22 protein-coding genes and 1 other RNA gene are annotated in these 24,115 nt (G+C 65.6%); 12 read left to right on the top strand and 11 right to left on the bottom strand.

What is annotated here, in order from left to right:
• From Q0319_RS05955 to ffs, 3 genes are all read right to left on the bottom strand, one after another.
• Positions 1-327 (bottom strand): YbaB/EbfC family nucleoid-associated protein, encoded by a 327-nt coding sequence (locus Q0319_RS05955; protein ID WP_296470323.1) that lies wholly within the window; start codon positions 325-327, stop codon positions 1-3.
• Complete coding sequence (gene dnaX, locus Q0319_RS05950; RefSeq protein WP_299451427.1) at positions 324-2,225, bottom strand: DNA polymerase III subunit gamma/tau; 1,902 nt, start codon at positions 2,223-2,225, stop codon at positions 324-326. The genes Q0319_RS05955 and dnaX overlap by 4 nt, the downstream gene beginning before the upstream one ends.
• Positions 2,226-2,357: 132 nt before the next feature.
• Positions 2,358-2,455, bottom strand: an RNA gene (ffs, locus tag Q0319_RS05945) — signal recognition particle sRNA small type.
• A gap of 389 nt (positions 2,456-2,844) precedes the next feature.
• Between ffs and trxA the strand changes: the two genes are divergently transcribed.
• The 7 genes from trxA to Q0319_RS05910 all read left to right on the top strand — a co-directional run bounded on the left by trxA (position 2,845) and on the right by Q0319_RS05910 (position 10,375).
• Complete coding sequence (gene trxA, locus Q0319_RS05940) at positions 2,845-3,171, top strand: thioredoxin TrxA (protein WP_296468198.1); 327 nt, start codon at positions 2,845-2,847, stop codon at positions 3,169-3,171.
• Between the two features lie 191 nt (positions 3,172-3,362).
• Positions 3,363-4,625, top strand: a complete 1,263-nt coding sequence (gene rho, locus Q0319_RS05935) for a transcription termination factor Rho (RefSeq protein WP_296468196.1) — start codon at positions 3,363-3,365, stop codon at positions 4,623-4,625.
• Positions 4,626-4,914: 289 nt separating this feature from the next.
• Positions 4,915-5,913, top strand: a complete 999-nt coding sequence (locus Q0319_RS05930) for a tripartite tricarboxylate transporter substrate binding protein (protein ID WP_296468194.1) — start codon at positions 4,915-4,917, stop codon at positions 5,911-5,913.
• A gap of 13 nt (positions 5,914-5,926) precedes the next feature.
• Entirely contained in the window at positions 5,927-6,673 is a 747-nt protein-coding gene (locus Q0319_RS05925) for a class II aldolase/adducin family protein (RefSeq protein ID WP_296468192.1), read from the top strand.
• A gap of 114 nt (positions 6,674-6,787) precedes the next feature.
• On the top strand, positions 6,788-7,045 hold the full coding sequence (locus tag Q0319_RS05920; RefSeq protein WP_296468189.1) for a type B 50S ribosomal protein L31: 258 nt from the start codon (positions 6,788-6,790) through the stop codon (positions 7,043-7,045).
• Between the two features lie 121 nt (positions 7,046-7,166).
• Positions 7,167-8,966 carry a glycosyltransferase gene (locus Q0319_RS05915; protein ID WP_296468186.1) on the top strand — a complete coding sequence of 600 codons (1,800 nt, stop codon included), beginning with the start codon at positions 7,167-7,169 and terminating at the stop codon, positions 8,964-8,966.
• The gene (locus tag Q0319_RS05910; RefSeq protein ID WP_296468184.1) at positions 8,963-10,375 is read left to right on the top strand and encodes an MATE family efflux transporter; all 1,413 of its coding nucleotides are present in this window, start codon (positions 8,963-8,965) and stop codon (positions 10,373-10,375) included. The genes Q0319_RS05915 and Q0319_RS05910 overlap by 4 nt, the downstream gene beginning before the upstream one ends.
• A gap of 21 nt (positions 10,376-10,396) precedes the next feature.
• Here Q0319_RS05910 and orn read toward each other — a convergent pair whose 3' ends face one another.
• Positions 10,397-10,942 (bottom strand): oligoribonuclease, encoded by a 546-nt coding sequence (gene orn / locus Q0319_RS05905; RefSeq protein WP_296468182.1) that lies wholly within the window; start codon positions 10,940-10,942, stop codon positions 10,397-10,399.
• Between the two features lie 184 nt (positions 10,943-11,126).
• Here orn and Q0319_RS05900 point away from each other — a divergent pair, with 184 nt between their 5' ends.
• The 4 genes from Q0319_RS05900 (at position 11,127) to Q0319_RS05885 (ending at position 14,686) form a co-directional block, all read left to right on the top strand.
• Positions 11,127-12,353, top strand: coding sequence for a M48 family metallopeptidase (locus Q0319_RS05900; RefSeq protein WP_296468200.1), 1,227 nt, complete (start codon positions 11,127-11,129; stop codon positions 12,351-12,353).
• Positions 12,354-12,411: 58 nt separating this feature from the next.
• Positions 12,412-12,756, top strand: a complete 345-nt coding sequence (locus tag Q0319_RS05895) for a 4a-hydroxytetrahydrobiopterin dehydratase (protein WP_299451426.1) — start codon at positions 12,412-12,414, stop codon at positions 12,754-12,756.
• A complete protein-coding gene (gene rsgA, locus Q0319_RS05890) occupies positions 12,753-13,694 on the top strand; it encodes a ribosome small subunit-dependent GTPase A (protein ID WP_299451425.1) in 942 nt (313 codons plus the stop codon). The genes Q0319_RS05895 and rsgA overlap by 4 nt, the downstream gene beginning before the upstream one ends.
• A 143-nt stretch (positions 13,695-13,837) precedes the next feature.
• Positions 13,838-14,686 (top strand): EAL domain-containing protein, encoded by an 849-nt coding sequence (locus Q0319_RS05885; protein ID WP_299451424.1) that lies wholly within the window; start codon positions 13,838-13,840, stop codon positions 14,684-14,686.
• Here Q0319_RS05885 and Q0319_RS05880 read toward each other — a convergent pair.
• The 7 genes from Q0319_RS05880 to Q0319_RS05850 form a co-directional block, all read right to left on the bottom strand.
• The gene (locus tag Q0319_RS05880) at positions 14,683-15,243 is read right to left on the bottom strand and encodes a ferritin-like domain-containing protein (RefSeq protein ID WP_299451423.1); all 561 of its coding nucleotides are present in this window, start codon (positions 15,241-15,243) and stop codon (positions 14,683-14,685) included. The genes Q0319_RS05885 and Q0319_RS05880 overlap by 4 nt on opposite strands.
• A gap of 187 nt (positions 15,244-15,430) precedes the next feature.
• Positions 15,431-17,509, bottom strand: a complete 2,079-nt coding sequence (locus Q0319_RS05875; RefSeq protein ID WP_299451422.1) for a TonB-dependent receptor — start codon at positions 17,507-17,509, stop codon at positions 15,431-15,433.
• 340 nt (positions 17,510-17,849) lie between these two features.
• Complete coding sequence (locus Q0319_RS05870; protein ID WP_296471261.1) at positions 17,850-19,001, bottom strand: YeeE/YedE thiosulfate transporter family protein; 1,152 nt, start codon at positions 18,999-19,001, stop codon at positions 17,850-17,852.
• 12 nt (positions 19,002-19,013) lie between these two features.
• Positions 19,014-19,970, bottom strand: a complete 957-nt coding sequence (locus Q0319_RS05865) for a rhodanese-like domain-containing protein (protein WP_299451421.1) — start codon at positions 19,968-19,970, stop codon at positions 19,014-19,016.
• A 193-nt stretch (positions 19,971-20,163) separates the two neighbouring features.
• A complete protein-coding gene (locus Q0319_RS05860) occupies positions 20,164-20,943 on the bottom strand; it encodes a fumarylacetoacetate hydrolase family protein (protein ID WP_296470348.1) in 780 nt (259 codons plus the stop codon).
• Positions 20,940-21,761: a 2-keto-4-pentenoate hydratase gene (gene mhpD, locus Q0319_RS05855; protein WP_296470344.1), complete on the bottom strand. Its 822-nt coding sequence runs from the start codon at positions 21,759-21,761 to the stop codon at positions 20,940-20,942. Before mhpD ends, Q0319_RS05860 begins: the two co-directional genes overlap by 4 nt.
• Positions 21,762-21,888: 127 nt before the next feature.
• On the bottom strand, positions 21,889-22,383 hold the full coding sequence (locus Q0319_RS05850; protein WP_296470341.1) for a MarR family transcriptional regulator: 495 nt from the start codon (positions 22,381-22,383) through the stop codon (positions 21,889-21,891).
• A gap of 182 nt (positions 22,384-22,565) precedes the next feature.
• On the opposite strand from Q0319_RS05850, the gene Q0319_RS05845 reads away from it, so the two are divergent.
• Positions 22,566-24,023 (top strand): 2-hydroxymuconic semialdehyde dehydrogenase, encoded by a 1,458-nt coding sequence (locus Q0319_RS05845; protein WP_299451420.1) that lies wholly within the window; start codon positions 22,566-22,568, stop codon positions 24,021-24,023.
• Positions 24,024-24,115 lie beyond the last annotated feature (92 nt).

Here is a 24,115-nt window from a genome sequence, read left to right as displayed (position 1 = left end):
TTAGAAAGGCAGCTTCATGCCCGGCGGCAGGGGCAACCCGGCCGTCAGCGAGGCCATTTTTTCCTGGCTGGCGGCCTCGGCCTTGCGCAAGGCGTCGTTGAACGCCGCGGCCACGAGGTCTTCGAGCATGTCCTTGTCGTCAGCCAGCAGGCTGGGGTCGATCTCGACCCGCTTGACGTCGTGGCGGCACGACATGGTCACCTTCACCAGACCGCCGCCCGATGCGCCTTCCACCAGCATCTCGGCCAGCGCCTCCTGGGCCTTTTTCATGTTTTCCTGCATTTGCTGCGCCTGGCGCATCAGGCCGGCAAGCTGTCCTTTCATCATGATGAAGTTCCTTGTTTGGGTTCGGGGGATACGGGGCGTATGGAGTCCGGGACGATCTGGCCGCCGAACTGATCGAGAAGATCCCGGACGAAGGGATCGTTCATGATGGCCTGCTCGGCGGCCTGCTGCCGCGCCTGGCGCTCGGCCTCGGCCACCGCGAACGCCGTCGCGTCGCCGGTGTGGCCGATCTCGAAACGCAGCCGAACTGGCGTGCCGAAGTGCGCCTCCAGCACGCTGCGCAAGCGCTCGACCCCCGCACTTTCAGCCAGGGCGCGGGTCGCCACGCGCAACACGATGGTATGGCCTTCCACCCCCACCCACTCGCTTTGCTGGGCCAATTGGGCGGCAAGGCCTTTGATGGGCAGCCTGGCCGCCAAAACCGGCCAGGGCTCGTTGAGTTCGATCCCCGCCTGGGGCTCGGAGGCCGGGGCCACCGCATGGGCGCGGGGCGCAGCAGCGGCCTGGCCCTGCGCAGATGAAGCGGGCTGCTCGGGCTCGGCGCGTGCCGCCGGCTCGCCCCCGCGCGCCCCGGCCGCCGGGACCGCATCCGGCGCTTCGCCGCGGGGCGTGCGCGGCGCGGCACCGGGGGCCGGCGCAGCGGGCGGGCCGGCGGCCTGCCCGCGTTGGCGCCCGGCGGTCGACATGCTCCGGGCAGCGGCCAACGCCTCGGCGGCCGCCGACGGCCGCGCGGCCCCCACCGGGGCGGACGGCTTGGCAGCAGGCGCCGCGGCCACGGTCGCGGCCGCGGCGGGGGACACCTTCAATGCAGCCGAGCGCGGCGGGGCCGAGAGCGTGCCGTTTTCCTCCGACTGGGGATCGGTGGTAAATGCGAGCATGCGCAGGCAGGCCATCACGAAGCCGGCGTACTCGTCCGGAGCCAATGCCAGCTCGGCGCGGCTATGGACGGCGATGGAATAGAACAAATTGATCTCGTCGGCGCTGAACTGCCCCGCCAGTCGCAGGATTTCGCCCGACAACGGGTCGTCCTCGGACAAGGCCGACGGAACCCGCTGCGCGATGCCCATGCGGGAGAGCATGACCGCCAGGTCTGCCAGCGCGCCGCCGTACGACAGGCTCCGCGCCGCGAGCTCGTCGGCGACGCCCACCACCGCCGCGCCGTCGCCCGCCCGGATCGCGTCCAGGAGCCGGACGAGGTGGCGCTGGTCGATGGTGCCCAGCATGCCGCGCACCGCCTCTTCCGTCAGGTTGCCGGCGCTGTAGGCGATGGCCTGGTCGGTCAGCGACAGCGCATCCCGCATCGAGCCCCGGGCGGCTTGACCGATCAGGCGCAATGCCGGCGTCTCGAAAGGCAGTTGCTCCTGCGTGAGCACGTGCTCCAGATGGCCCACGATGGCCTCGGGCGGCATCTGCTTGAGGTTGAATTGCAGGCACCGGCTCAAGACCGTAATGGGTATCTTCTGCGGATCGGTGGTGGCCAGGATGAATTTGACGTGGGGCGGCGGCTCCTCCAGCGTCTTGAGCATGGCGTTGAATGCATGCCCCGTCAGCATGTGCACTTCGTCGATCATGTAGACCTTGAAGCGCCCCGACGTGGGCGAATACACCGCCTGCTCGAGCAGCTGCGTCATTTCCTCCACGCCCCGGTTCGACGCCGCGTCCAGCTCCAGGTAATCGACGAAGCGGCCGGCATCGATTTCGGTGCAGGCGCGGCACTGGCCGCAGGGCGCGGGCGTGACGCCGGTTTCACAATTGAGGGATTTGGCCAGGATGCGCGACAAGGTGGTTTTGCCCACCCCCCGCGTGCCGGTGAAGAGCCAGGCGTGATGCAGCCGCTGCGTAGACAGGGCGTGCGTCAGCGCACGCACGACGTGTTCTTGTCCGACCAGCGTATCGAATGAACGCGGCCGCCATTTGCGGGCCAACACCAGATAAGTCATGCGGGGTATTGTATCCCCCCCGCACGTTCGCGCACGGGGAAACCGGCCCACAGGGCCCCGCGACGGTGGCCGTGGCCTGCCCTCCCGAAAGGAGGAACGAGGAAAGGGAAAAGAAAGGGAAAATAGAGGGAAGGAGGCGAGCCTGACTTCGGCACTGACGGGATACGGCTATGGCTGCTTCGTTCCCGACCTGACCAGGTTCACCGCTCCGCCATGCGAAGGGGCCCGCCAGCTCCAAGTGTAGCAGGTACTTCGAAAGGCCGCCTCGGCCCTGCTCCGTGGCAAATACCCAACGCATGCCGCCCGCTCCGGCACATTCGGGCCCGCACGGAAACGGGCAGTTGGAAAAACGGCTTTTTTGCGGTTACCATTGGGCTATCTCGGGCTCTACGCCGACCGATTCCGGCGCCCACCTGCCCCGCCCCCCGCGTATCGCGCACCCACGCATCGCCCCAGGGGTATTCCCGTCAGGATCTGCGCATAAGAAAATTCCCCGCAGGGGTCTGGAATCCAAGCACTGGCGCCCATATATAACCACCGCAGAGCATCCGTTACCCATTACCGCGCACTGCACGACTCTTTCTTCCGCGCTTTGCGCACACCCTCCAGAAGGAAAACCATGAGCGACGCGATCAAGCACGTGAGCGACTCCAGCTTCGATGCCGACGTACTTCAAGCCAATGAACCGGTCCTGGTGGATTATTGGGCCGAGTGGTGCGGTCCTTGCAAAATGATCGCCCCCATCCTCGAAGAAGCGGCCGTCCAGTACAAGGGTAAGCTGACGATCGCCAAGCTGAACGTCGACGAAAACGCCGCCACCGCCACCAAGTACGGCATCCGCGGCATTCCCACCCTGATGCTGTTCAAGAACGGCCAAGTGGTCGCCACCAAGGTCGGCGCGCTGTCCAAGTCGCAGCTCACCGCCTTCCTGGACAGTTCGCTGTAAATCAACATGGATAACGGGCCGGCCCCTGCCGGTCCTCCCGATCAACCCATTAACCACGCCCTCTCTTGCGCATAGGCGGTGCGCCTCCCGCCCCCGGGAATCAGCCAATCCGCCCAGGAGCGACAGACTCGCTGCGCAAAGTCCTCTAACGAGGACGTGTCACCAAAGACCCCCCCGGAGCTTTATCCGAGATGCATCTCAACGAACTGAAGGCGCTGCACGTATCGCAACTGCTGGAAATGGCTGCCGCCCTCGAAATCGAGAACGCGAGCCGCCTGCGCAAGCAGGAGCTCATGTTTGCCATCATGAAGCGGCGCGCGAAACAAGGCGAGCCCATCTTCGGCGATGGCGTGCTGGAAGTGCTGCCCGACGGTTTCGGCTTCTTGCGGTCGCCCGAAACGTCCTATCTTGCCAGCACCGACGACATCTACATCTCGCCCTCGCAAATCCGCCGCTTCAACCTGCACACCGGCGACTCCATCGAAGGAGAGGTGCGCACGCCCAAAGACGGGGAGCGCTACTTCGCGCTGGTCAAGGTGGACAAGGTCAACGGCCAGGCTCCGGAGACCATGAAGCACCGCATCATGTTCGAGAACCTGACGCCGCTGCATCCCAACAAGCCGCTGCGCCTCGAACGTGACATCAAGAGCGAAGAGAACCTGACAGGGCGGATACTGGACATCTTCGCCCCCATCGGGAAAGGTCAGCGCGCCCTGCTGGTGGCCAGCCCGAAATCGGGCAAGACGGTGATGATGCAGCACATCGCGCATGCCATCACCACCAACCACCCCGACGTCACGATGATCGTGCTGATGATCGACGAACGTCCGGAAGAAGTGACGGAGATGCAGCGCTCGGTACGCGCCGAAGTGGTGGCGTCCACCTTTGACGAACCGGCTACCCGGCACGTGCAGGTGGCAGAAATGGTCATCGAAAAGGCCAAGCGCCTGGTCGAGCTCAAGCACGACGTCGTGATCCTGCTCGACTCCATCACCCGGCTGGCCCGCGCCTACAACACCGTGGTCCCGGCCTCGGGCAAGGTGCTGACGGGTGGCGTGGACGCGAACGCCCTGCAACGCCCCAAGCGCTTCTTCGGTGCAGCCCGCAATATCGAAGAAGGCGGCTCGCTCACCATCATCGGCACGGCCCTGATCGAGACGGGCAGCCGCATGGACGACGTGATCTACGAAGAATTCAAGGGCACCGGCAACAGCGAAGTCCACCTCGAACGGCGCCTCGCCGAAAAGCGGGTCTACCCCGCCATCAACCTGAACAAGTCCGGCACGCGCCGCGAAGAGCTGCTGATCAAGCCGGACGTGCTGCAGAAGGTTTGGGTGCTGCGCAAGTTCATCTTCGACATGGACGAAATCCAGGCGATGGAGTTCATCCTCGACAAGATGCGCGCAACCAAGAACAATGCCGAATTCTTCGACATGATGAAGAAAGGCGGCTAAGCCGGCTTGCTAGGCGCTGCCCCGATTGCAGGGGAGCGCCGCAGGGCTCCGTCGCCGCACGGCGGAGCGCCTCTCCCTCCGCTCCCTCCACCTTCCGCAGGGGCGATCCCAACTCCACTCTCCGCCTCCTCGCCGCCCAAGCTCCCCCGGAATTTGCCCTGGCTGGCGCCATTTCGATCCGAGATACGTCCTATCTCAACCTCGCGCGTCCGTGCGCGTGAGGCCTGCCCCAGAATCCCGGCAGGCGGCATCCGCCCCCGCATCACACTACCGAAAAAAACGAGGAGACATGTTGAGCATCCGCGCCCCCTTCCTTCGCCCGCTCCACGCCGCGGCAGCCGCCGCGCTGCTGGCCACCGCCCCCAGCGCGGCCAGCGCAGCCGAGGCCGGCACCTATCCGACCAAGCCGATACGCTTCATCGTCCCCTACTCGCCGGGTGGAGGCAGCGACCAAGTCGCCCGGTTGATTGGCGAAAAAATGGCGGCCCGCCTGAAACAATCGATCGTGATCGAAAACCGGCCCGGAGCCGGCGGCAATATCGGCACGGCCCAGGCGGCCAAGGCCGCTCCCGACGGCTATACGCTCGTGCTCGCGAGCATCGCGGTCACCGCCAATCCGTCCATCTACAAGAACCTGCCGTTCGACATCACGAAGGACTTCGAGCCGGTCGGCACCATGGCCTCCGCCCCGGTCTTGGTGGTCGCCAACGCGCAGGTCCCGGTGCGCACTTTCGCCGAACTGGTCTCCTACGCGAAGGCGCACCCCGGCCGGATGTCTTACGCCAGCTCCGGCACCGGCACGGCCACCCACCTGGCGATGGAAATGCTCAAGGACCGCACCGGCATCGACATCATGCACATCCCCTACAAGGGATCGGGCACGGCCATCACCGACGTCGTCGGGGGGCAGCTGCAGTTGTTCGTCGCCACGCCCACCACGGTGGCCGACTTCATCAAAGACGGCCGGCTGCGCCTGCTCGTCACGTTGAGCGGCAAGCGCCTGGATGCTTACCCCGACGTTCCGGCCGCGGCCGAAACCCTGCCCGGCTTCGACGCCAGCAGCTGGCTCGGCATGATGGCGCCGCACGGCACGCCGCCCGCCGTCGTCGCGCGCCTGTCCGACGCACTCCGGCAGTCCCTGGAAGATGAAGATACGCGCCGCAAACTCGACGTCATGGGTTTCGTGCCCGACTTCCGTACGCCCGCGGAGATGAAAACGCTGATCAGCAATGAAATCCGCCAATGGGCGCAGGTGGTCAAGGCCGCCGGCATCCAGGCGGGCAACTGAACGAGGCAGGCCCATGAGCATACCGGCGACGCTAATCGAGGACCTCGTCCACGCCAATCGCATCCTGGCCCGGGAGGGTGTGCTGGACGCGTACGGACACGTCAGCGTCCGTCACCCATCCCGTCCGGACCGTTATCTCCTGTCGCGATCGCGCAGCCCGGAATTGGTCGGCGCCGGCGACATCGTGGAGTATTCGCTCGATGGCGACTCTCCGGAAAACGCCGGCAAGCCTCCATACATGGAACGATTCATCCACGGCGCCATTTATGAGGCTCGTCCCGACGTCCATGCCGTGGTCCACAGCCACGCGGACGAAGTGCTCCCGTTCAGCATCACGGACATCCCCCTGCGGCCCGTCATCCATGTCGCGAGCGACATGGGGGACCGGGTGCCCGTCTGGGACATCCGCGACGGCTTCGGAGACACCAACCTGCTGGTGACCAACATGCAGCAGGGCAGGGATTTGGCGCGCGCATTGGCCGAAAACCGGGTCGTGTTGATGCGGGGACACGGCTTTTCCGTGGCGGGCCGCAACCTCTTCGAGGCGGTCCGGATCGCGATGTATCTCCCTCGCAACGCCCGCATCCTCATGGAGGCCATGCGCATGAGCGATTCGGTCAAAGCGCTATCGCCCGGAGAAGTTGCGATCCGGTCCAAGATGGATCCGGCCGCCCCGTCGGCAAAACGCGCGTGGGAGTATTGGTGCCGCCGCATCAACCACCGAGGCTGCGGCTGCGGCGCCGAGCAACAGGCTGGCTGACCGCCCTGGCTTGCACGTTCCCGGTTTTCCGGCCATAATAGTAGGCTTACCGAATTTGGGAACGTTGCCGGATGTGGCCGGCTGGCGACCCGCACTTTACGCCAAGGAATTGCCATGAAAGAAGGCATACACCCCGAATACCGCGAAGTCGTTTTCCAGGACCTGCAAACGGGCGGCAAGTTCATCACCCGTTCGACGGTGAACACGCGCGAAACCATCGAGATCGATGGCAAGACGTACCCGCTCTTTAAGTGCGACGTGACGTCCGAATCGCACCCCTTCTATACCGGTGCGCAAACCCGTATCGTCGAGACCGGCCGCGTCGAGAAATTCCGCGCCCGCTTCGCGCGTACGCCGAAGGCATCCGCCTAAGCGACCGTCGCCGTCCTTGCGGACCCAAAAGGCAGCCCTCGAGGCTGCCTTTTTTGTCTGTGGCAACGGCGCGGGCTACTAGAATTCGATTTGTCGCCTGTTAGGTCATCCCAGCGGTTCAATGTCCTCCCGTTTCCCCTCCTTCTATTCGTCGATCATGCCGCCCACGCCGGCCCGGCTGACCGCAGTGGCGGCAACCAAACTGCCGCGCTGGGGCCTGCTGGGGCTATGCGTGCTTTACATCGTGGTCGGACTGATCCGGCGCGAACCCTGGAAGAGCGAGGACGTCATCGGCCTCGCGCAAATGTGGAGCGCCTACCAGGGCGGCTGGCAACAGTGGCTGGCCCCGGAGGCGGCTGGCGTGGCAGTGTCGCAGGAAGGGCCGATCGCCACGTGGTTGGGCGCGCTTTGCATGGAATTATTCGCTCCCCTGGGGGGGCACATCCTGGCCGGGCGCCTGCCTAACCTGATCTGGTTCACCATCGCCAGCGCCAGTCTCTGGTACGGCACCTACTTGCTCGGCCGGCGGCCCGAGGCGCAGCCCCTGGCCCTGCCGTTCGGGGGCCAACCCGAACCGCGCGACTACGGCCGGATGCTGGCCGACGCGGCGCTGCTCCTGCTACTCGCGACGCTGGGCGTGTTGTGGCGCAGCCACGAAACCTCGGCCGAACCCGCCAGCCTGGCCTTCCACGCGCTGGCCTTTTATTCGTTGGCGCGCATGCTCGACCACCCCCGGGCAGCGTCCGTGACGCTGGGCCTGGCGCTGGCCGGCGCATTCCTCTCCCGCGGCTTTCCCGCCGTCGTACCGCAATTGCTGGCGGTCGCCCTGCTCGCGTGGCGCTGCCAGCCGCTGCGGCCGGGCGTGCGCTGGATCGCGCTGGTGAGCCTGCCGCTGGCCCTCGTGCTCTCGCTGGCGTGGTGGCTTCCCGCCGCCCTGCTCAAGCCCTACTGGATGAGCGGCTGGTGGGGCTGGAACGCCAGCGTCTTCGGCCTGCTCAGCCCACAAGGCTTGTCCGGTGCCGCGCGCAACATGCCCTGGTTCCTGTGGCCGACGGGCCCGCTGGCGCTGCTCGCGCTATGGCGCTGGCGCGGCTACCTGGCCTCGCCTCACGTGGCGATCCCCGGTGCCCTGACCGCCGCGGGGCTCGTCTTGCTTTGCACGGTCCGGGAACCGGTGGACGCCGAATATCTCGTGCTCGTCATCCCGTGCTCCGTATTGGGAGCGCTGGCGCTGCCGACGCTGCGCCGGGGCTTGATCAATGCCCTGGACTGGTTTGCCGTGATGGTGTTCTCGGCCGCCGCATGCGTGGTCTGGATAGGGTGGATCGCCATGATGACCGGCGTGCCGCCCAAGATCGCCCGCAACATCGCCCGCCAGACCCCCGGCTTCGAAGTGGAGTTTTCGCTCTTCGCCTTCGGTGCAGCGCTAGCCGCCACGGTCGCCTGGGTCGCGCTCATCGCCTGGCGTTTCCGTGCGCGCCCGACCGGACTCTGGCGCGGCACGGTGCTCTCTGCAAGCGGCGTGGTGACCTGTTGGCTGCTGATCATGACGTTGTGGCTGCCCTCGATCAACTACAACAAGAGTTATCGGGAAGTATCCAACCGGGTGGCGCATGCCCTGGAACAAGAGCGGGTGCGCACCGGCAAGCGCGAATGCGTGCGCAGCTCGGGCTTGGGGCTGTCGCAACGTGCGTCGTTCGCGGTATTCGACGGCCTGCGCTTCGAACTGACCGGCGACTGCCCGCTCGTTTTGCTGCAAGGCAATGCCAGCGTCCTGTGGAACGCCGTCCAGCGGGGCGAGTACGCAGGCAGCCGCGTGCTTTGGGAAGGCACCCGTGCGGCGGAGTTCCGCCGCGCGCCGGAAGTACGCGAATACTTCATCTTATTGCGCCCGGCGCATCCCGGGCACCCTGCCTCGTGAGTGCGAACGCGGCCAGCGCACTGCCGGGCGGCTGGGGCGCGACGCTGCGCCGCATCCTGCAACAGGGCTGGCCGGTGCTGGTCGGCCAATGGGCAGGCATGGCTTTCGGCGTGCTGGACACCGCCATGACCGGCCACGCCTCGCCGGTCGCCCTGGCGGCCATGTCGCTGTCCGTCTCGATCTACGTCACGGTGTTCGTCGGCCTGACGGGCGTGCTGCACGCGCTGATCCCGATCGCCGCCCAACATTTCGGCGCAGGGCGCTTCGACAAGATAGGACGCGCGTGGGGGCAGTCCGTTTGGCTCTCCATCGGCCTGTCCGCCTTGGGTGGCGCCGCCATGATGTTTCCGGACGCATGGCTGGCGATGTCCGGCGACGTGGATCCCGCCGTCCGGGCCCAAGTGCGGGGATACCTGTACATGCTCATCCTCGCCCTGCCGGCCGCGCTCATCTTCCGCACGGTCTATGCGCTGAACACTGCGGTCTCCCGCCCCAAGGTGGTGATGACGATCAATATCGCGGGCATCGGCATCAAGGCCCTGCTCAACTGGTTGTTCATCTACGGCAAGTGTGGCCTTCCCGCCCTGGGTGCCGTGGGCGCCGGACTGTCGACCGCGTTGGTTTTCTGGATCAGCGTCGGGGCGAGCGTCGTCGTGCTGCGACGGGACGCCTTTTATCGCCCTTTCGGGCTGCGCATCGGGCGCCCCGATTGGAAGATCCTGGGCGAATTACTCCGGCTGGGCGTGCCCATGGGTGCCTCCTACCTGATCGAGGTCACCTCGTTTACTTTCATGGCCCTGCTGGTGGCGCGCGAAGGCATCTACGCCACCGGTGGCCACCAGATCATGGCGAATCTCGTGGCGCTGTGCTTCATGATGCCGCTCGCGCTCGGCGTATCGACCGGTGCCTTGACCGCCCAGGCCATCGGGGCCGCCGCCCCGGCACAAGCACGCCGCACCGGGGCGGCCGGATTGATGCTCAGCACGGTGGGTGCCCTGCTGACCATCGCCGTCGTGCTGCTCGCGCGCCAGCCCATCGTCCGCGCCTACTCGAGCGACCCCGAGGTGGGCGCCGTGGCGTTGGGGTTATTGGCGATGATGCCCTTCTTTCACTTGTTCGACGCGCTCCAATGCATGAGCAGCTACCTGCTCCGCGCGTACAAAGTGGCCGTCGCTCCAATGTTGATCCAGGCGGGCGCGCTCTGGGGCATAGGCTTGCTTGGCGGGTGGTGGCTGGCTTTCGGGCCGGCGGCGGGCGCCTTGGACGGCCTGATCACGGCCCTGATGCCGGGTTCCCCGACCGGAGCCGGCACGATGTGGCTCATGGCCTCGTCCAGCATGGCTGTCTCGGCGCTGGCGCTGCAGTATTGCTATTGGCGCGTAGCGGGCAGCCAAGGGCCGGCCGCCTGACGGCGAGGCGCCTCGGCCACCTCATACCCGCAGGAAGTGTTCGCGGTAGTACTTGAGCTCGGCAATCGACTCGTAGATGTCGGCCAACGCCTCGTGGCGGCTTTTTTTCTCGAATCCCTTGTAGATCTCGGGCTTCCAGCGGCGGCACAGCTCCTTGAGCGTGCTGACGTCGAGGTTGCGGTAGTGAAAGAACGCTTCCAGCCGCGGCATGTAGCGCACCATGAACCGGCGGTCCTGGCTGATGGTGTTGCCGCACAGCGGGGACTTGCCTGGGGGCACGTGCTGCGAGAGGAACTCGAGCAGGATGTCTTCGGCTTGGGTTTCAGTGAGCGTGGACGCTTTCACCTTATCGATCAGCCCGCTGCGGCCATGGGTGGCCTTGTTCCAAGCATCCATGGCGTCGAGCAACGCATCCGGCTGGTGCACGACCAGGACCGGGCCCTCGGCAACCACCTCCAGCTGCGAGTCGGTCACGACGACTGCAACTTCGATGATGCGTTCCTTTTCCGGGTCCAGCCCCGTCATTTCCATATCGAGCCAAACCAGGTGATTTTCGTTCAACGCCATATAATCGGTGCTCCGGATCCATGCAACGTCGCGCGCGGTGCCGCGGCCCCCGCGCACGCATAAACCGCAATTTTCTCACAGGCCGGCGCCCAGCTCTCCTCGTGCGCCGCAGCATGGGGGTGCGGAACCAGCGCGCCGCCAACAGGAACGAGCCGTCATCGTGTTTACCCTGCTGTTCGTCTTCATGCTGTTGGCCGGAGTCGTCACCCGCCTCTGGCTTGCCACCCGCCAGACGCGGCACGTCGCCCGCCATCGCAACACCGTCCCCCCCGAATTCGCGGACCGCATAGGCGAAACCAGCCATCGTCGAGCTGCCGACTACACCCTCGCGCGCATACGCTTCGACGTCGTCTCCCTTCTCTTCGACAGCGCCGTGTTGGTCGGCCTGACGCTGCTGGGCGGGCTACAGGCACTGAGCGAATTGGCCTCCGCAGTGGCCTCATCCGACTTCGTCCGGCAGCTGCTCCTGGTCGGCATGGTGGCGGCCTTGCTCGCGCTCCTGGACCTGCCCTTTACGCTGTGGCGGCAATTCGTACTGGAGTCGCGCTTCGGATTCAACCGCATGACCCTGCGCCTGTTCGCCTCCGACGCGGCCAAGGGCGTCGTGCTGGCGGTCGTGCTCGGCCTGCCGCTGCTGTCGGCCCTGCTGTGGCTCATGGCGGAAGCGGGCCGCTACTGGTGGCTCTGGGGATGGGGGCTGTGGGTCGTCTTCAATGTGTGCGTGATGCTGCTCTTCCCGACGGTGATCGCGCCCATGTTCAACAAGTTCACGCCACTGGCCGACCAATCACTGGCCGAGCGCATCCATGCGCTCGCACGCCGTACGGGTTTCTCGCTGAACGGTTTGTTCGTCATGGACGGCTCCAAGCGCTCAGCCCACGGCAACGCCTATTTCACGGGGCTGGGGAAAAATAAGCGCATCGTCTTTTTCGATACCTTGCTCTCGCGCTTGGCGCCGGAGGAAATCGAAGCAGTGCTTGCCCACGAGCTCGGCCACTTCAAACACCGTCACATTACCAAGCGCCTGGTATTCGCCTTCGCCGTCTCGCTCGCCTTCTTCGCGCTGCTAGGATGGCTGGCGCAGCAAACCTGGTTCTACACAGGCCTTGGCGTCATGCCTGCGCTCGACGGGCGCAACGATGCACTGGCCCTCATCCTTTTCTTCCTCGTCACGCCGGTGTTCACCTTTCCCTTCACGCCGGTGGCGAGCTGGTACTCGCGCAAGCACGAGTTCGAGGCCGACCGCTACGCCAGCGAGCAAACCGATCCCGCCAACCTGATCTCGGCACTGGTAAAGCTGTACGACGACAACGCCGCCACGCTCACGCCTGATCCCGTGCATTCGGCTTTTTACGATTCGCATCCGCCCGCGACGCTGCGCATTGGCCGGCTGCGCGCCGCAGCCTCATGAAGCAGCGTCGCCGCGGCCCGACGCGTGGGTCTGGGCCACACCGTTCCAGGAAACAGGTATGAACGCCGTATCGACCGTTGCCCAGCTGCTTGCAAGCCGCTGCGAGTCCAGGAAGCACCAGTCTCCGCTCAGCCCGGATGCCGTTGCACGGCAGCTGCAAGCGCTGCCCGGATGGTCATCCCGGGGAAACGCGATCGAACGCGAATTCACATTCCCGGATTACCGACGCACCATCGCCTTCGTGAACGCGGTCGCCGACCTGGCGGAAAACGAGGACCACCACCCTGAGCTGACCGTGGGCTACGGCAAGGTGCGCGTCTCGTACGGCACCCATGACGTAGGCGGCATTTCCATGAACGACTTCATCTGCGCGGCCAAGACCGACGCGATCTACGCGCCATGAAGCCGAGGCGAAACACGGCCGGAGGATCCGCTGGCGCCGGCCTGCGAGGCCGGGTGATTGCGGCGTTCGGGCGGCATTTCACGATCGAATTCGAGGACGGATCGACCCGTCAATGCTATCCGCGCGGCAAGAAAGGCACGGCTACGGTGGGGGACTGGGTCCTGGTCGCGCCGGAAGGGCCGGCCGAAGGTGCGATCCTGTCCGTGCTCCCGCGACGCAACCTGCTCTATCGGTCGGATGAAATGCGGACCAAGCAGTTCGCGGCGAATGTAGACCTGCTGCTCATCGTCGTCGCGACCGAGCCCGAGTTTTCGGACGACCTCGTGGGCCGTGCGCTCGTCGGCGCACGCAATGCCGACGTCGAACCCGTGGTGGTGCTGAATAAGGTCGATCGCCCCGCCGGCCTCGCCAGCGCCAGGGCGCGGCTCGCCGACATCGCGGCGGTCGGCGTGCCGGTACTGGAGCTCAGCGCGCTCGATGTTGGCGGCACGCGCGCCCTGCTGTCGCCCCGCTTGGCCGGCCGCACGACTCTCCTGCTGGGGCAAAGCGGCATGGGGAAATCGACGCTGCTCAACGCCCTGGTTCCCAATGCGGGTGCGGCCACGCAGGAGCATTCACAAGCCCTGGGCGCCGGCAAGCACACCACCACCAGCACCCGCCTCTACCACGTTCCTGAAGACGTCGCCCCGCGGGCCGACGTGATCGACTCCCCCGGGTTCCAGGCCTTCGGGTTGCAGCACCTGGACGGCGCGCAAATCGTCCGGGGCTTCCCCGAATTCGAGCCGTACCTCGGCAAATGCCGCTTCTACAACTGCACCCACATCCACGAGCCCGGCTGCGCCGTCCTGGACGCCTTGCGGGATGGGCGCATCGCGGCGCAGCGCCATGCCCTCTACCAGCGCTTGCTGGATGAGCTCGAATCTGCGCAGCGCTACTGACAGCGCGCGGTAGCGGACTCGGGGCTTTAGATCCAGGGGAAATATCGGAAACGCGAAACAATCGTTTGCGGTAATAGTGATCGGCGGTACGCTGAATAGGAAAAAGGCCCCGCGCGGGCCACCATTGCCCCCAGGAGCATCCCGTGGCCTATTCGGAAGTCCGGAAACTCATCGCCAAGCTCTCGAACCAACCCGACATGCACGCCGCGCTCGGCCTGGCCGACGACGGCACCGTTCGCGGCAGGTTCCTGGAACTCGACCTATCGAGCGCATTTCAGCCCATCTTCGCGATTCGCACCCGCCAACCCGCGGGCTACGATGCCTATGCCCGTCCGCGCACCGCGAACGGCGAGGTCATCAGCCCGTGGGGGCTTTTCGCCCAGGCGGCGGATGATGCAACGCTGGTGCGCCTCGACCGCCTGTGCCGGCTCGTGCACACCCTGAATTACTTCTCGCAGGCGCAAGCGGATTTGCCACTTTATCTGCGGGTACACGGCAGATTGCTCGCGGCCATCACCCAGGATCACGGCCAGGCGTTCCGCCGCATGCTCGAGGCGCTGGGCGTTCCGCCCTCCCGCATCGTGCTGCAGCTGCCATCGGAAGCCGCGCACGACGTTCTGCTGGCTGGCGTCATCCTGCGCAATTACCGCAAAGCCGGCTTCCAGGCCGGCATTCACGCGAACGACGTGCGCGAGGCGCAGTCGCTACTGCACCTGCATGCCCCCGATGTCCTCAAGCTCGCGCCGCACGCCATCGCCTCCCCCGAGACCGAGCTGCCGCCGCTACTGAAAACCGCGGCCGAGCGCGGATCGCGCGTGATCTTCACATGCGTGGAAGACGACGCGACCCTGGATCGGCTCACCCAGGTCGGCGCCGACTACGTGCAAGGCTACCTGTTCGGGATGCCGGCCCCGACGCTGGACGCCGCGCAAAGCGGTGGCCCCCACCGCCCCGCCCCCGCTCCCGGTGGGGCCTCGCCGCCGCAGGCCTAGCCGCGCTGCAACAGATCTGACATATCGTCCGCGTGCTCCTCCTCGACCGCAAGGATCTCCTCCAGCATGCGCCGGGTCGTGGGATCTTTGTCGCCGAGGTAACGGATCATGGCGCGATAGCTATCGATGGCAATGCGCTCGGCCACGAGGTTTTCCTTGATCATGCTCTCGAGCGAGTCTGCCTCGACGTATTGGGAATGGCTGCGATCCTGCAGGCCGGCCGGAGAGAAGTCGGGCTCTCCACCCAATTGCACGATGCGTTGCGCGATCTCGTCGGCATGCTGCTGCTCTTGCGCAGCGTGTTCGGCAAATTCGGCCGCAACCGGATCGGCGTGAATCCCGCGCGCCATGAAATAGTGGCGCTTGTAACGCAGCACACAGACCAGCTCGGTCGCCAAGGCCTCGTTGAGCATCTTCAGTACAGCCTGGCGATCTGCGCCGTAGTCTTGCGTGACCGCACCTTCGTCGAGGTTTTCGCGTGCGCGTTTTCGAATGGCCTCTACGTCGATGCTAAATGTTTCACCGGCCGCGGACTGCTGTTTCGACGCCTGATCCATATCGCCTCTCCTTCACGAGTGAGCCCGTTCCAGCATAGTCCGCATCCTGCGGCGGCGCTGTAACAACAACTCTCGCACCGAAAGGCTGCTTCGGCGCCAGCGCCCGCGGAGAGCCGCCCGGCGCGCGCAGGGATGAGCAAAACGCCACAAGCGGTTACACCTGGATAAGCGCCGAGCACCGTTGCCGTCAGAACATCCAGCGCACGCCCGCAACCAGGCTGCGCCCCATTAGTGGCGCCGAATATTTGATGAACGACGTGTGCCGGTACGCGAGTTTGTCCGTGAGGTTCATGGCCCGCACATAAACCTGGTAGCGCGTGGCGCCGGCTCGGCCCTCATACCCGGCGCCGAGATTGAGCATCGCATACCCCGGGGTCGGGGTCTCGAATGCCGCGACCCGGCCTTGGCGACCGACGAAAGACAGCTCCACGTTGCCGCGCCACGCCTGCCACTTCGCGTCCAGGCGTGCCCCCACGCGATAAGGGGGAATCCTGGGCAAATTACCGCCTCCGTCCAGGCGTGCCCGCACGTAATCGCCCAGGAGCGAGACCGCAAAGACCTTGTCGATTTGATGACGCACCTTTGCTTCCACGCCGGTGAAGCTTGCGTCGCCCTGCGTGTACGCGAGCAGCTGCAGGCCGTCATGGACGTCGAGCGTGCGGCCGTAAATGAAATCGTCGACATGGCTCCGGAACACCGACACGGAGAAGGTCGTGGGGCCAGCCAACTTGCGCAGCGTCACATCAATATGGCGGGACGTTTCACGCTTCAAGCTCGGATTCCCGACCTCGTAGGTGGAGGTAGCCAGATGCAGGCCATTGGCATAGAGCTCCTCCGCCGTCGGCAGGCGCTGCGAGCGCGATATCGACATCCCCAGCGAGTACGACGGCGCAAACCGCCAGACCGCGCCCGCCGACACGGACGTCCCGCGATGCCTGGCGTCTGGCGAGTCGCCACGCACGTCGATGCGCTGCCATTCGTGGCGCACCCCCGCCTCGAAACGCCAGTCGCCGACGGCGTACTCCTCCAGGGCGAACACGCCATGGTTGCGCGTCAGCGTGGGCTGGACGAAGGCTTCCTCGCCCAAGGCGCTGAAATCGCGGCGGGACGCCTGTACCCCCACGACGCCGCGTAAGCCGCCCCAAGGCGCATGCTCGAGCTCAATGCGGCCGTCGTGCGCCTTGTTCCGGAACGTCGTGGCAATGCGCTCTTCCTCGATCTCGTCGTGCTGGTAATCGGTGAAACCGCCCCGTACGCGCACGCGGCTGAATCCGGCGAACGGGTCGCGCCATTCTCCCCGCACGTCCCAGCGCTGGCTGCGCAGGCTCACGAAGGGCGCACCATGGGCCTGGCCTTCGTGCTCGCCGCCGGGACCATCCTCGCCCCCGTGGTCGTGGCCATGCCCGTCGCCGGGGCAATGCAGGTGCGTGCCATGAGCGTGGCAGCCCTCGTAGGCATGCTCATGCCCTGGCAGCCCATAACGATTGCGCTGCAGCGTGTAGGCGAGCCCCAGGTAGCCGCGATCCCCCACCCAGGACAACCCTAGGCTGCCGGTTTCCGTATGGTTGTACGAACCGCCCACCCTGTTGCCGCCGCTCCATCCCCGCCCGGCGGCGTAGTCGTTCGCGTTGCGCTTGAGCCCTTCCGCATGGAAAACCCATCCCCGGCCGCCCGTAGTCAATTCGAAGGCTCCTGCCGTTTCGCGCGCGCCGGTCGCGCCCCGCACCTCGACGCTGCCCTCCAGGCCGTCCTCCGGGACTTCGGTCGGAACGCGGTGGTCGAGCACATTGACCACGCCCCCCAACGCGCCACCGCCATAGAGCAGCGCAGCCGGGCCCCGCAACACCTCCACGCGGTGCGACAACATGGGCTCGAGCCCCACTGCGTGATCCGGACTGATGGTGGAAGCGTCCTGCACCTCGGCGCCGTCGGACAAGACCTTGACCCGCGCGCCATCCATGCCACGGATGATGGGACGGCTGGCGCCTGCCCCGAAATGCGTGGCCGTGATGCCGGGCTCCCGCTCCAGTGTTTCGCCCAAGGTCGCGGCGCGGCCGGTGAGCAGGTCCGGCTCGTCGAGCACCGTGGCGGGGGCGGCCAGCTCCCCTGCCGCGCGCGACAAGGGCGTGGCCGACACGGTAATCCCATCGAGCACGTGCGGCGCGGGACCAGACGCGCCCTCCGCCTGCCCCCAGGCAGGGGCCGACAATCCCCCCCAGGCGATGCACGTCCAGGTCACGACCAGAGGATTCAACCTTCCCAACATCCCGGTTCCTTCTTTCATTGACGAATGGCGCAAAAAAAGCCGCCCCGCCGGGCATGGGGAACCATGCCCGGCGAGAGCGGCATTCTTGCGCAAAACCGAGATTAATGCAACTCTATTGCATATGCACAGGAGTTGCAAATAATCATCAGCAGGCGTCGCCCTTCAAAATGCCGAGCAGTGCCCTCCGCTGGGCGCCTGCCCTGAGCCAATGGCAATGATGGCGGGCTCTTTCCTGTGGTTGACGGGACTGGAGTGCGCCCAGTCCCACGCGAAAAAGACGATCAGCGCGGCCCAAAAGGCCGCGATCGCCGATATACGGGAACGCATCGGGTCCTCCTCCTCAAACGCCGAGGCGGCGCCGCAAGGGCACGCCGATCAACGAGCCGGCGAAAGCCAGCGCCACCCATATCCAGCCATGCAAGCTGCCGGTGGAAATGCCACTGACCATTGCGCCCACGTTGCAGCCGAACGCGAGCCGCGAACTGTAGCCGAGCAAAAAGCCCGCCACCAGCACGGCCGCCCATTGGCCCGCGCGCAGCGGTTTTCCCTCGACCGGGCGACGCGCGGAAATCCAAAGCGCCCCAGCCATGATGCCGATGTTGGTGATCGACGTGACGTCCAGAAACACGCTTTGATCCAACGCACGCAGGTTGCCGGCCTGGCCCCAGAATGCATTGGAGCCCGGGTCGAACGCGCCCGCGGCCGTGGCGAGCTTGGCCGCCCAGAGCCCGAAGCCATAGACCACGCCCCAGGGTTGCCCGGCCACGACGAGATTGGCGGCCGCCAGCAAAGCCAGGCCGATCCCTGCCAGCACGAGCTTGCGGTTCCAAAGCCGGGACGCCCCGCCACCTTTGCGCGACCAGAGCCACGCCGCCGCGCCGACGGCGGCGAGGCCGGCGAAAGTCGCCGCGAGCGCCTTGGCAGAGCCGAGTTCGCGCACCAGGCTGACTGGCGCGATGGCGCCCAATGAAAGCCAGTCATGCAGGTGGACAGACCCGAGGAAGCTTCCCAGCGCAAACAAGGGCAACACGCCCATGTTCAGGGGAATGCCCAGGCCAGCCTTGTACAAGGTGCCCGAGCCGCAGCCATCGGCAATCTGCATGGTGATGCCGAACACGAAAGCGCCTACCAGCAGGCTGACGCTGGGTGGTCCCAACGCCGCAGACAACTCGGCCGGAAAGCTGGACAACAAGGGAATGGAGATGGCGGCCGCCACCGCCAGGAGGATGATTTGCGCGAACACGCCGCTCGCATCGCGGGCCTCGATCAGGCGGCGCCAGCCCGTGGTGAAGCCGAAGCGCGCACCGGCCAGCAAGCCGCCCATGCCAACGCCAATCAGGAACAGCACGGCTTGCCTGACCGTCACGAACCACGCCAGGGCCAGGACCGCCGCCACGATGGCGAGCGTCAGCGGCCAGCGCGTGCCAGCCGGTGCGGCTGCGCCAGGGGAAAGGCCGGCCGGCGAGGCCGACGGGGGATATGTCGCTTGCATCGAGGAATTCCTTTACGACTTGCCGAACAACTTCTTGAACTTATCCGCGATCTGGCTCGCCCGACCCGGCGTGTTGTCCATGGGCAGGGGCTGGTCGGCATTGGTCCAATCGGCCAGGGACTCGGGGTACATGCGGATGTTGGGCAACCCGGCGAGCTCGGACAACGCAAACCAGTCCGTGGCCGCCCAATGGCCGGTATTGCAGAATGCGATGTTATCGGCGGCGAGGTCGGGGAATTCCCGCGCGGCAATGGCCCGCGCTTCCTCGGCCGAGACGATTTGGGTGCTGCCCGGCGAGAACCACACGCTATGCGGAATGTTCTTCGCCCCCTGTATGGTGCCGGGCACCGACGCCGTCGGCGCCTTCACCAGCCCTTCGAAGAAATTCTTGGGGCGCGCGTCGATCAGCCTGGCATCGTTCCTATCCAGGCTGGCGAGCACGTCGGACTGCGTGGCGATGATGGCGGTGTTCAACTTCGGCTCGTAGTCGCTGGGAGCCGGCGCCGGAGCTGCTTCGGTGCTCAGCGGCTGCTGCGCCTGTTGCCATGCCTGCATGCCGCCGTTCAAGACCGACAGGCGCTCCAGCCCCAAGTACTTGAGCGTCCAGTACACGCGGGCGGCCGCGCCGAAATCGGTGACGTCCGCGCCCGAAGAAACCACCACGGCATGGCGCGCGGGCGTCAATCCGAGCTTGCGGACCTGCGCCGTCAAGGCTTCCAGCGGCGGCAATGTCCCGGGACTGTGCGCGGGACCGCGCCACGAACCGTAAGGCGCGGACAAAGCGCCGGGAATGTGACCTTGCCGGTACTCGGCCGGCGGCCGGATATCGATGACCGTCACCGCGGGCGAAGCAGAAGCAATCAGAGCGCTGAGCTCGGCCGGCGACAGAATAGGAGATGGACGGGGATCTGCGCCAGCATGGGCGGCAAACGCCAACACCCACGCGGCGAGAAAAGCGAGGAATCTCATGATGGTCGCGCTGCACGCAAGAATGACATCATGAGATTGTAGGGGTTAGCCCTGAGAGGGCTCAGACGAAGTCCCCATATGCATAGAACACTAAGTTATATGGGGACAATCCTTCATTACTATGAAAAATTCCGACGATAGGCGACTTCCGGGGCAGGCAGGCCCGGAACGGCCGGGCCTGCCCTGGCTCTGCTTACGCCGTAACGTGGAACCCCACGCGCCCCAGCTCCTGCATCTCGAGCTCGACCCAGGTGCCCGCCACCAGCGCTTCGGCGGCACTCGCGCCCCCTGCCATCACGATCGAACCTTCCGGCAGGATCTCTCCGGCTTCCGCCACCAAGCGGGCAGCAGCGACCAGCGAGCGTACGGGATGGCCCAGGATGGCGGCCGTGGTGCCCACCTGCTGCGGCTTGCCGTTGCAAGACATGATCAGGCCCAGGTTCGAAAAATCGATGCTAGGCTTGTGCCAGGTGCCGATCACGACGCCGGACGACGATGCGTTGTCGGCCACGACGTCCTCGAGCGAGAACTTGAAAGCCTTGTAGCGCGAATCGATGATCTCGAGCGCCGGCGCGATGGCCTCCACCGCATCCAGGGCCTCGACCGGCGAGACGATGCCCGACAAAGGTTTGCGCAGCAGGAACGCGATTTCGGGCTCGACACGCGGATGCACGCGGGTCGACAGCTTGAGCTCGCCACCCTCGTCTACGCGCATGTCGTGCGTCAGCCGGCCCCAGATCATGTCGTGGACGCCCATCTGGACCATCTTGGCCCGGCTGGTGAAACCCATTTTCATGCCGATGCGGCGATGACCGCGATCGATGCGCCGCTGGATCAGCAAGCGCTGCACCTCATAGGCCTCGGCGAGCGTCATCGGGCGGCGTTCCGCAAACTGCTCGGCGGCACGCGGCGTGCATGCGGCTTCGTCCAGCTCGCGCGCCACATCGGGAAGAGACAACAGCGGACCGCTCATGCTTGCTCCTTCGCACCAAATACCGCGCGCACCGAGCCCAGCCCGTTGATGCGCGCTTCGAGAATTTCCTCACCTTGCACTGCGACCATGGGGCCCAGCGCGCCGCTCAACACCACGTCGCCCGCGCGCAGCGGGCTGCCGCACTCGGCCATCTTCCGGGCCAGCCACAGCGCGGCGTTCAGAGGATGCCCCAGGCATGCCGCGCCCGCGCCGATCGACACCTGGTCGCCATTGCGCTCCATGACCATCCCGCACAGCCGGCCGTCGAAGTCGCTCAGCTTGACCGGGCGATTGCCCAGTACGAACAGCCCGGACGACGCGTTGTCGGCGATGGTGTCGACGATGCTGATCTTCCAGTTCGCGATGCGGCTGTCGACGATCTCGATGGCCGGCAGCGCGTACGCCACGGCCGAGATCAGCTCAGCCATGGTGGCCATGGGCTGGGTGAGGTCGCGCTCCATCACGAAGGCGATTTCCGCCTCGACCTTGGGCTGGATCAGCCTCGACAGGGGGACCTCCTCGCCGTCGCACACCGACATGTCGGCAAACAACATGCCGTAATCAGGCTGGTCCACGCCCAGCTGCGCCTGCACCGCCTTGGAGGTCAACCCGATCTTGCGGCCGACGAGCCTGCGCCCCTGCCGGACCCAGTAGTCCGTATTGGCCTGTTGCACCGCGTATGCGGCGTCCAAGTCGCCAGCCGGCAATTGATCGCGTATCGGATCGATGGCAACGCGGCTTTCATGCGCATCGCGCAAGCGCTGCGCCAGCCCGGCGATCACCTCGGCGGAGGCGCCTCCTTGTCCTATCTGCCCCATGGGTAGTCCTGTCTGGAAGTTGAAGAAAAAATGAAACGTCTGGTGCTAGAACCGTCTTCGAAACGTTTTTTATGCCGTATACGTACGAATATACGTGAGAAAGCAATCGACGGACAACGGCCGCCCCTCACGGTGCAACCCCGGCCATCAATTTGAGACACTTGATGAACAACGCCCGATACTCAGGCGGCAACACGGCAATGATGGCCTCCTCCACTTCTTTGTCGCGCGGCAGTATGCGCTCGAGCACGTCCACGCCCGCTTGGGTGATCGTCACCGAATAGGCCCGCTTGTCGTCGGCGGACCGTTGGCGACGCAAATACCCTTTGCGCACCAAGCGGTTGATCATGTCAGCCAAGGAATTGCGGTCCAACGCAATATCTTCGGCCAATTGGTTCTGCGTCGCGCCCGGATGCTTGCAAACGGTAATCAGCAAAGCCTTCTGGCGCGGGGTCAGATCTTCATCGTGGAAGGTCTGCATGAACAGCGCTTCGGCCCGGAAATGCGCCCGCCTGAGCAAATGCGACACCACGTCGGTTAGCTCGAATGCCTTGACGGCATCCGTGCACGGCACGGTTTCCGGTGCGGCAGGCCTGCGCCGCGTAGCAGGGGATCGTTTCATGGTGACGTGCAGAACCACTTAAATGTTAACTGATGGCGCCCCTTCCGCCCGCCTGGCGCAGCGCGCGGACCGCGATTCGGCTATGGCTGGCCACCGATAAGTTATGCCCGGAACCGGGATGATCGGACGAAAATCCATTACTATTATGACGTATACGTACTATTTAATCTAGGTAGCGCCACATGTCCACCAAGACCCTTCGCAACTTCATCGGCGGCCGCTTCGAAGACGGCATCCGCACCTTTGACAAGCTCAACCCGGCCAACGGGGAATTGATCGCGCGCGTACACGAGGCCGGCCGCGACCAGGTCGATGCCGCCGTGGCGGCGGCCCGTCGTGCCCTGCCGGCCTGGGCGGCGATGTCCGTCAAGCAGCGCACGGACTATCTCTACGCCCTGGCCGACGGCATCGAGCGCCGCTTCGACGACTTCCTCGAGGCAGAAATCGGCGACACCGGCAAGCCCGTGGGATGGGCCCGCCAGATCGACATTCCGCGCGGCGCTGCCAACTTCCGCGCTTTCGCGGAAATCGCGCGCACCCTGGACATGGAAAGCTACATGACAGACACCCCGGACGGCCGCCAGGCGCTGAACTACGCCTACCGCAAGCCGTTGGGCGTCGTCGGCGTGATTTCGCCGTGGAATCTCCCGCTGCTGCTGTTCACCTGGAAGGTCGCGCCGGCGCTGGCCTTCGGCAACACCGTAGTGGCCAAGCCCTCCGAGGTGACGCCCTCGACCGCTACGCTGCTGGCCGAGGTCGCCATGGAGGTCGGCCTGCCCGAGGGCGTGTTCAACCTGGTCCACGGCTTCGGGCCCAACTCTGCCGGAGAGTTCATCACCACGCACGAAGACATCGACGGCGTCACATTCACCGGTGAGTCGGCCACCGGCGCCGCGATCATGAAAGCCGTGGCCCCTGGCGTCAAGCCGGTTTCCTTCGAGCTGGGAGGCAAGAACGCCGCCCTGGTGTTCGAAGACGCCGATTTCGACCAGGCCGTGGCGGGCGTCGCGAATTCCGTCTTCGCGAACTGTGGGCAGGTCTGCCTATGCACCGAGCGCGTCTACGTACAGCGTCCCATCTTCGACCGCTTCGTCCAGGCCCTGAAGCGCGAGGCGGAAAAATTGGTGCTTGGCCGGCCGATGGATCCTGCCACGACCATGGGGCCGCTCGTCTCGCACGAACACCGGGAGAAGGTGCTCTCGTACATGCGCCTGGCGGTGGAAGAAGGCGCCACGGTCGTCACCGGGGGCGGCGTGCCCCAATTCGGCGATGAGCGGGACAACGGCGCCTACATCCAGCCCACCATCTGGACCGGCCTGCCCGAGACCGCGCGCTGCATCAAGGAAGAAGTCTTCGGCCCGGTCTGCCACATTGCCCCGTTCGACACCGAGGAAGAGGCCATTGCCCTGGCCAACGACACCAAGTATGGCCTCGCGGCCGCAGTCTGGACCACCAACCTGGTGCGCGGGCACCGCGTGGCCCAGGCCATGCAGGTCGGGTTGGCCTGGGTGAACTGCTGGTTCCTGCGCGACCTGCGCACGCCGTTCGGCGGCAGCGGTTTGTCGGGCATAGGGCGTGAAGGCGGCCGCCACTCGCTACATTTTTATACCGAACCCACCAATGTTTGCGTAAAGTTGTAGCTTCTTCGCCCTTGCGTGCTCCCGAACGGGCGAGGCCTGCGGACCGGCAAAGCCGTTCCGCGGCTTTCCGGGATCACCAGGAGCCGCCGCGG

This window comes from uncultured Pigmentiphaga sp., assembly GCF_937950555.1.
In the GTDB taxonomy this organism is placed as follows: Bacteria; Pseudomonadota; Gammaproteobacteria; order Burkholderiales; family Burkholderiaceae_B; genus Pigmentiphaga.
The sequence above is the reverse complement of the archived record's forward strand: the minus strand, read 5'-3'. Positions and strand labels throughout refer to the sequence as shown.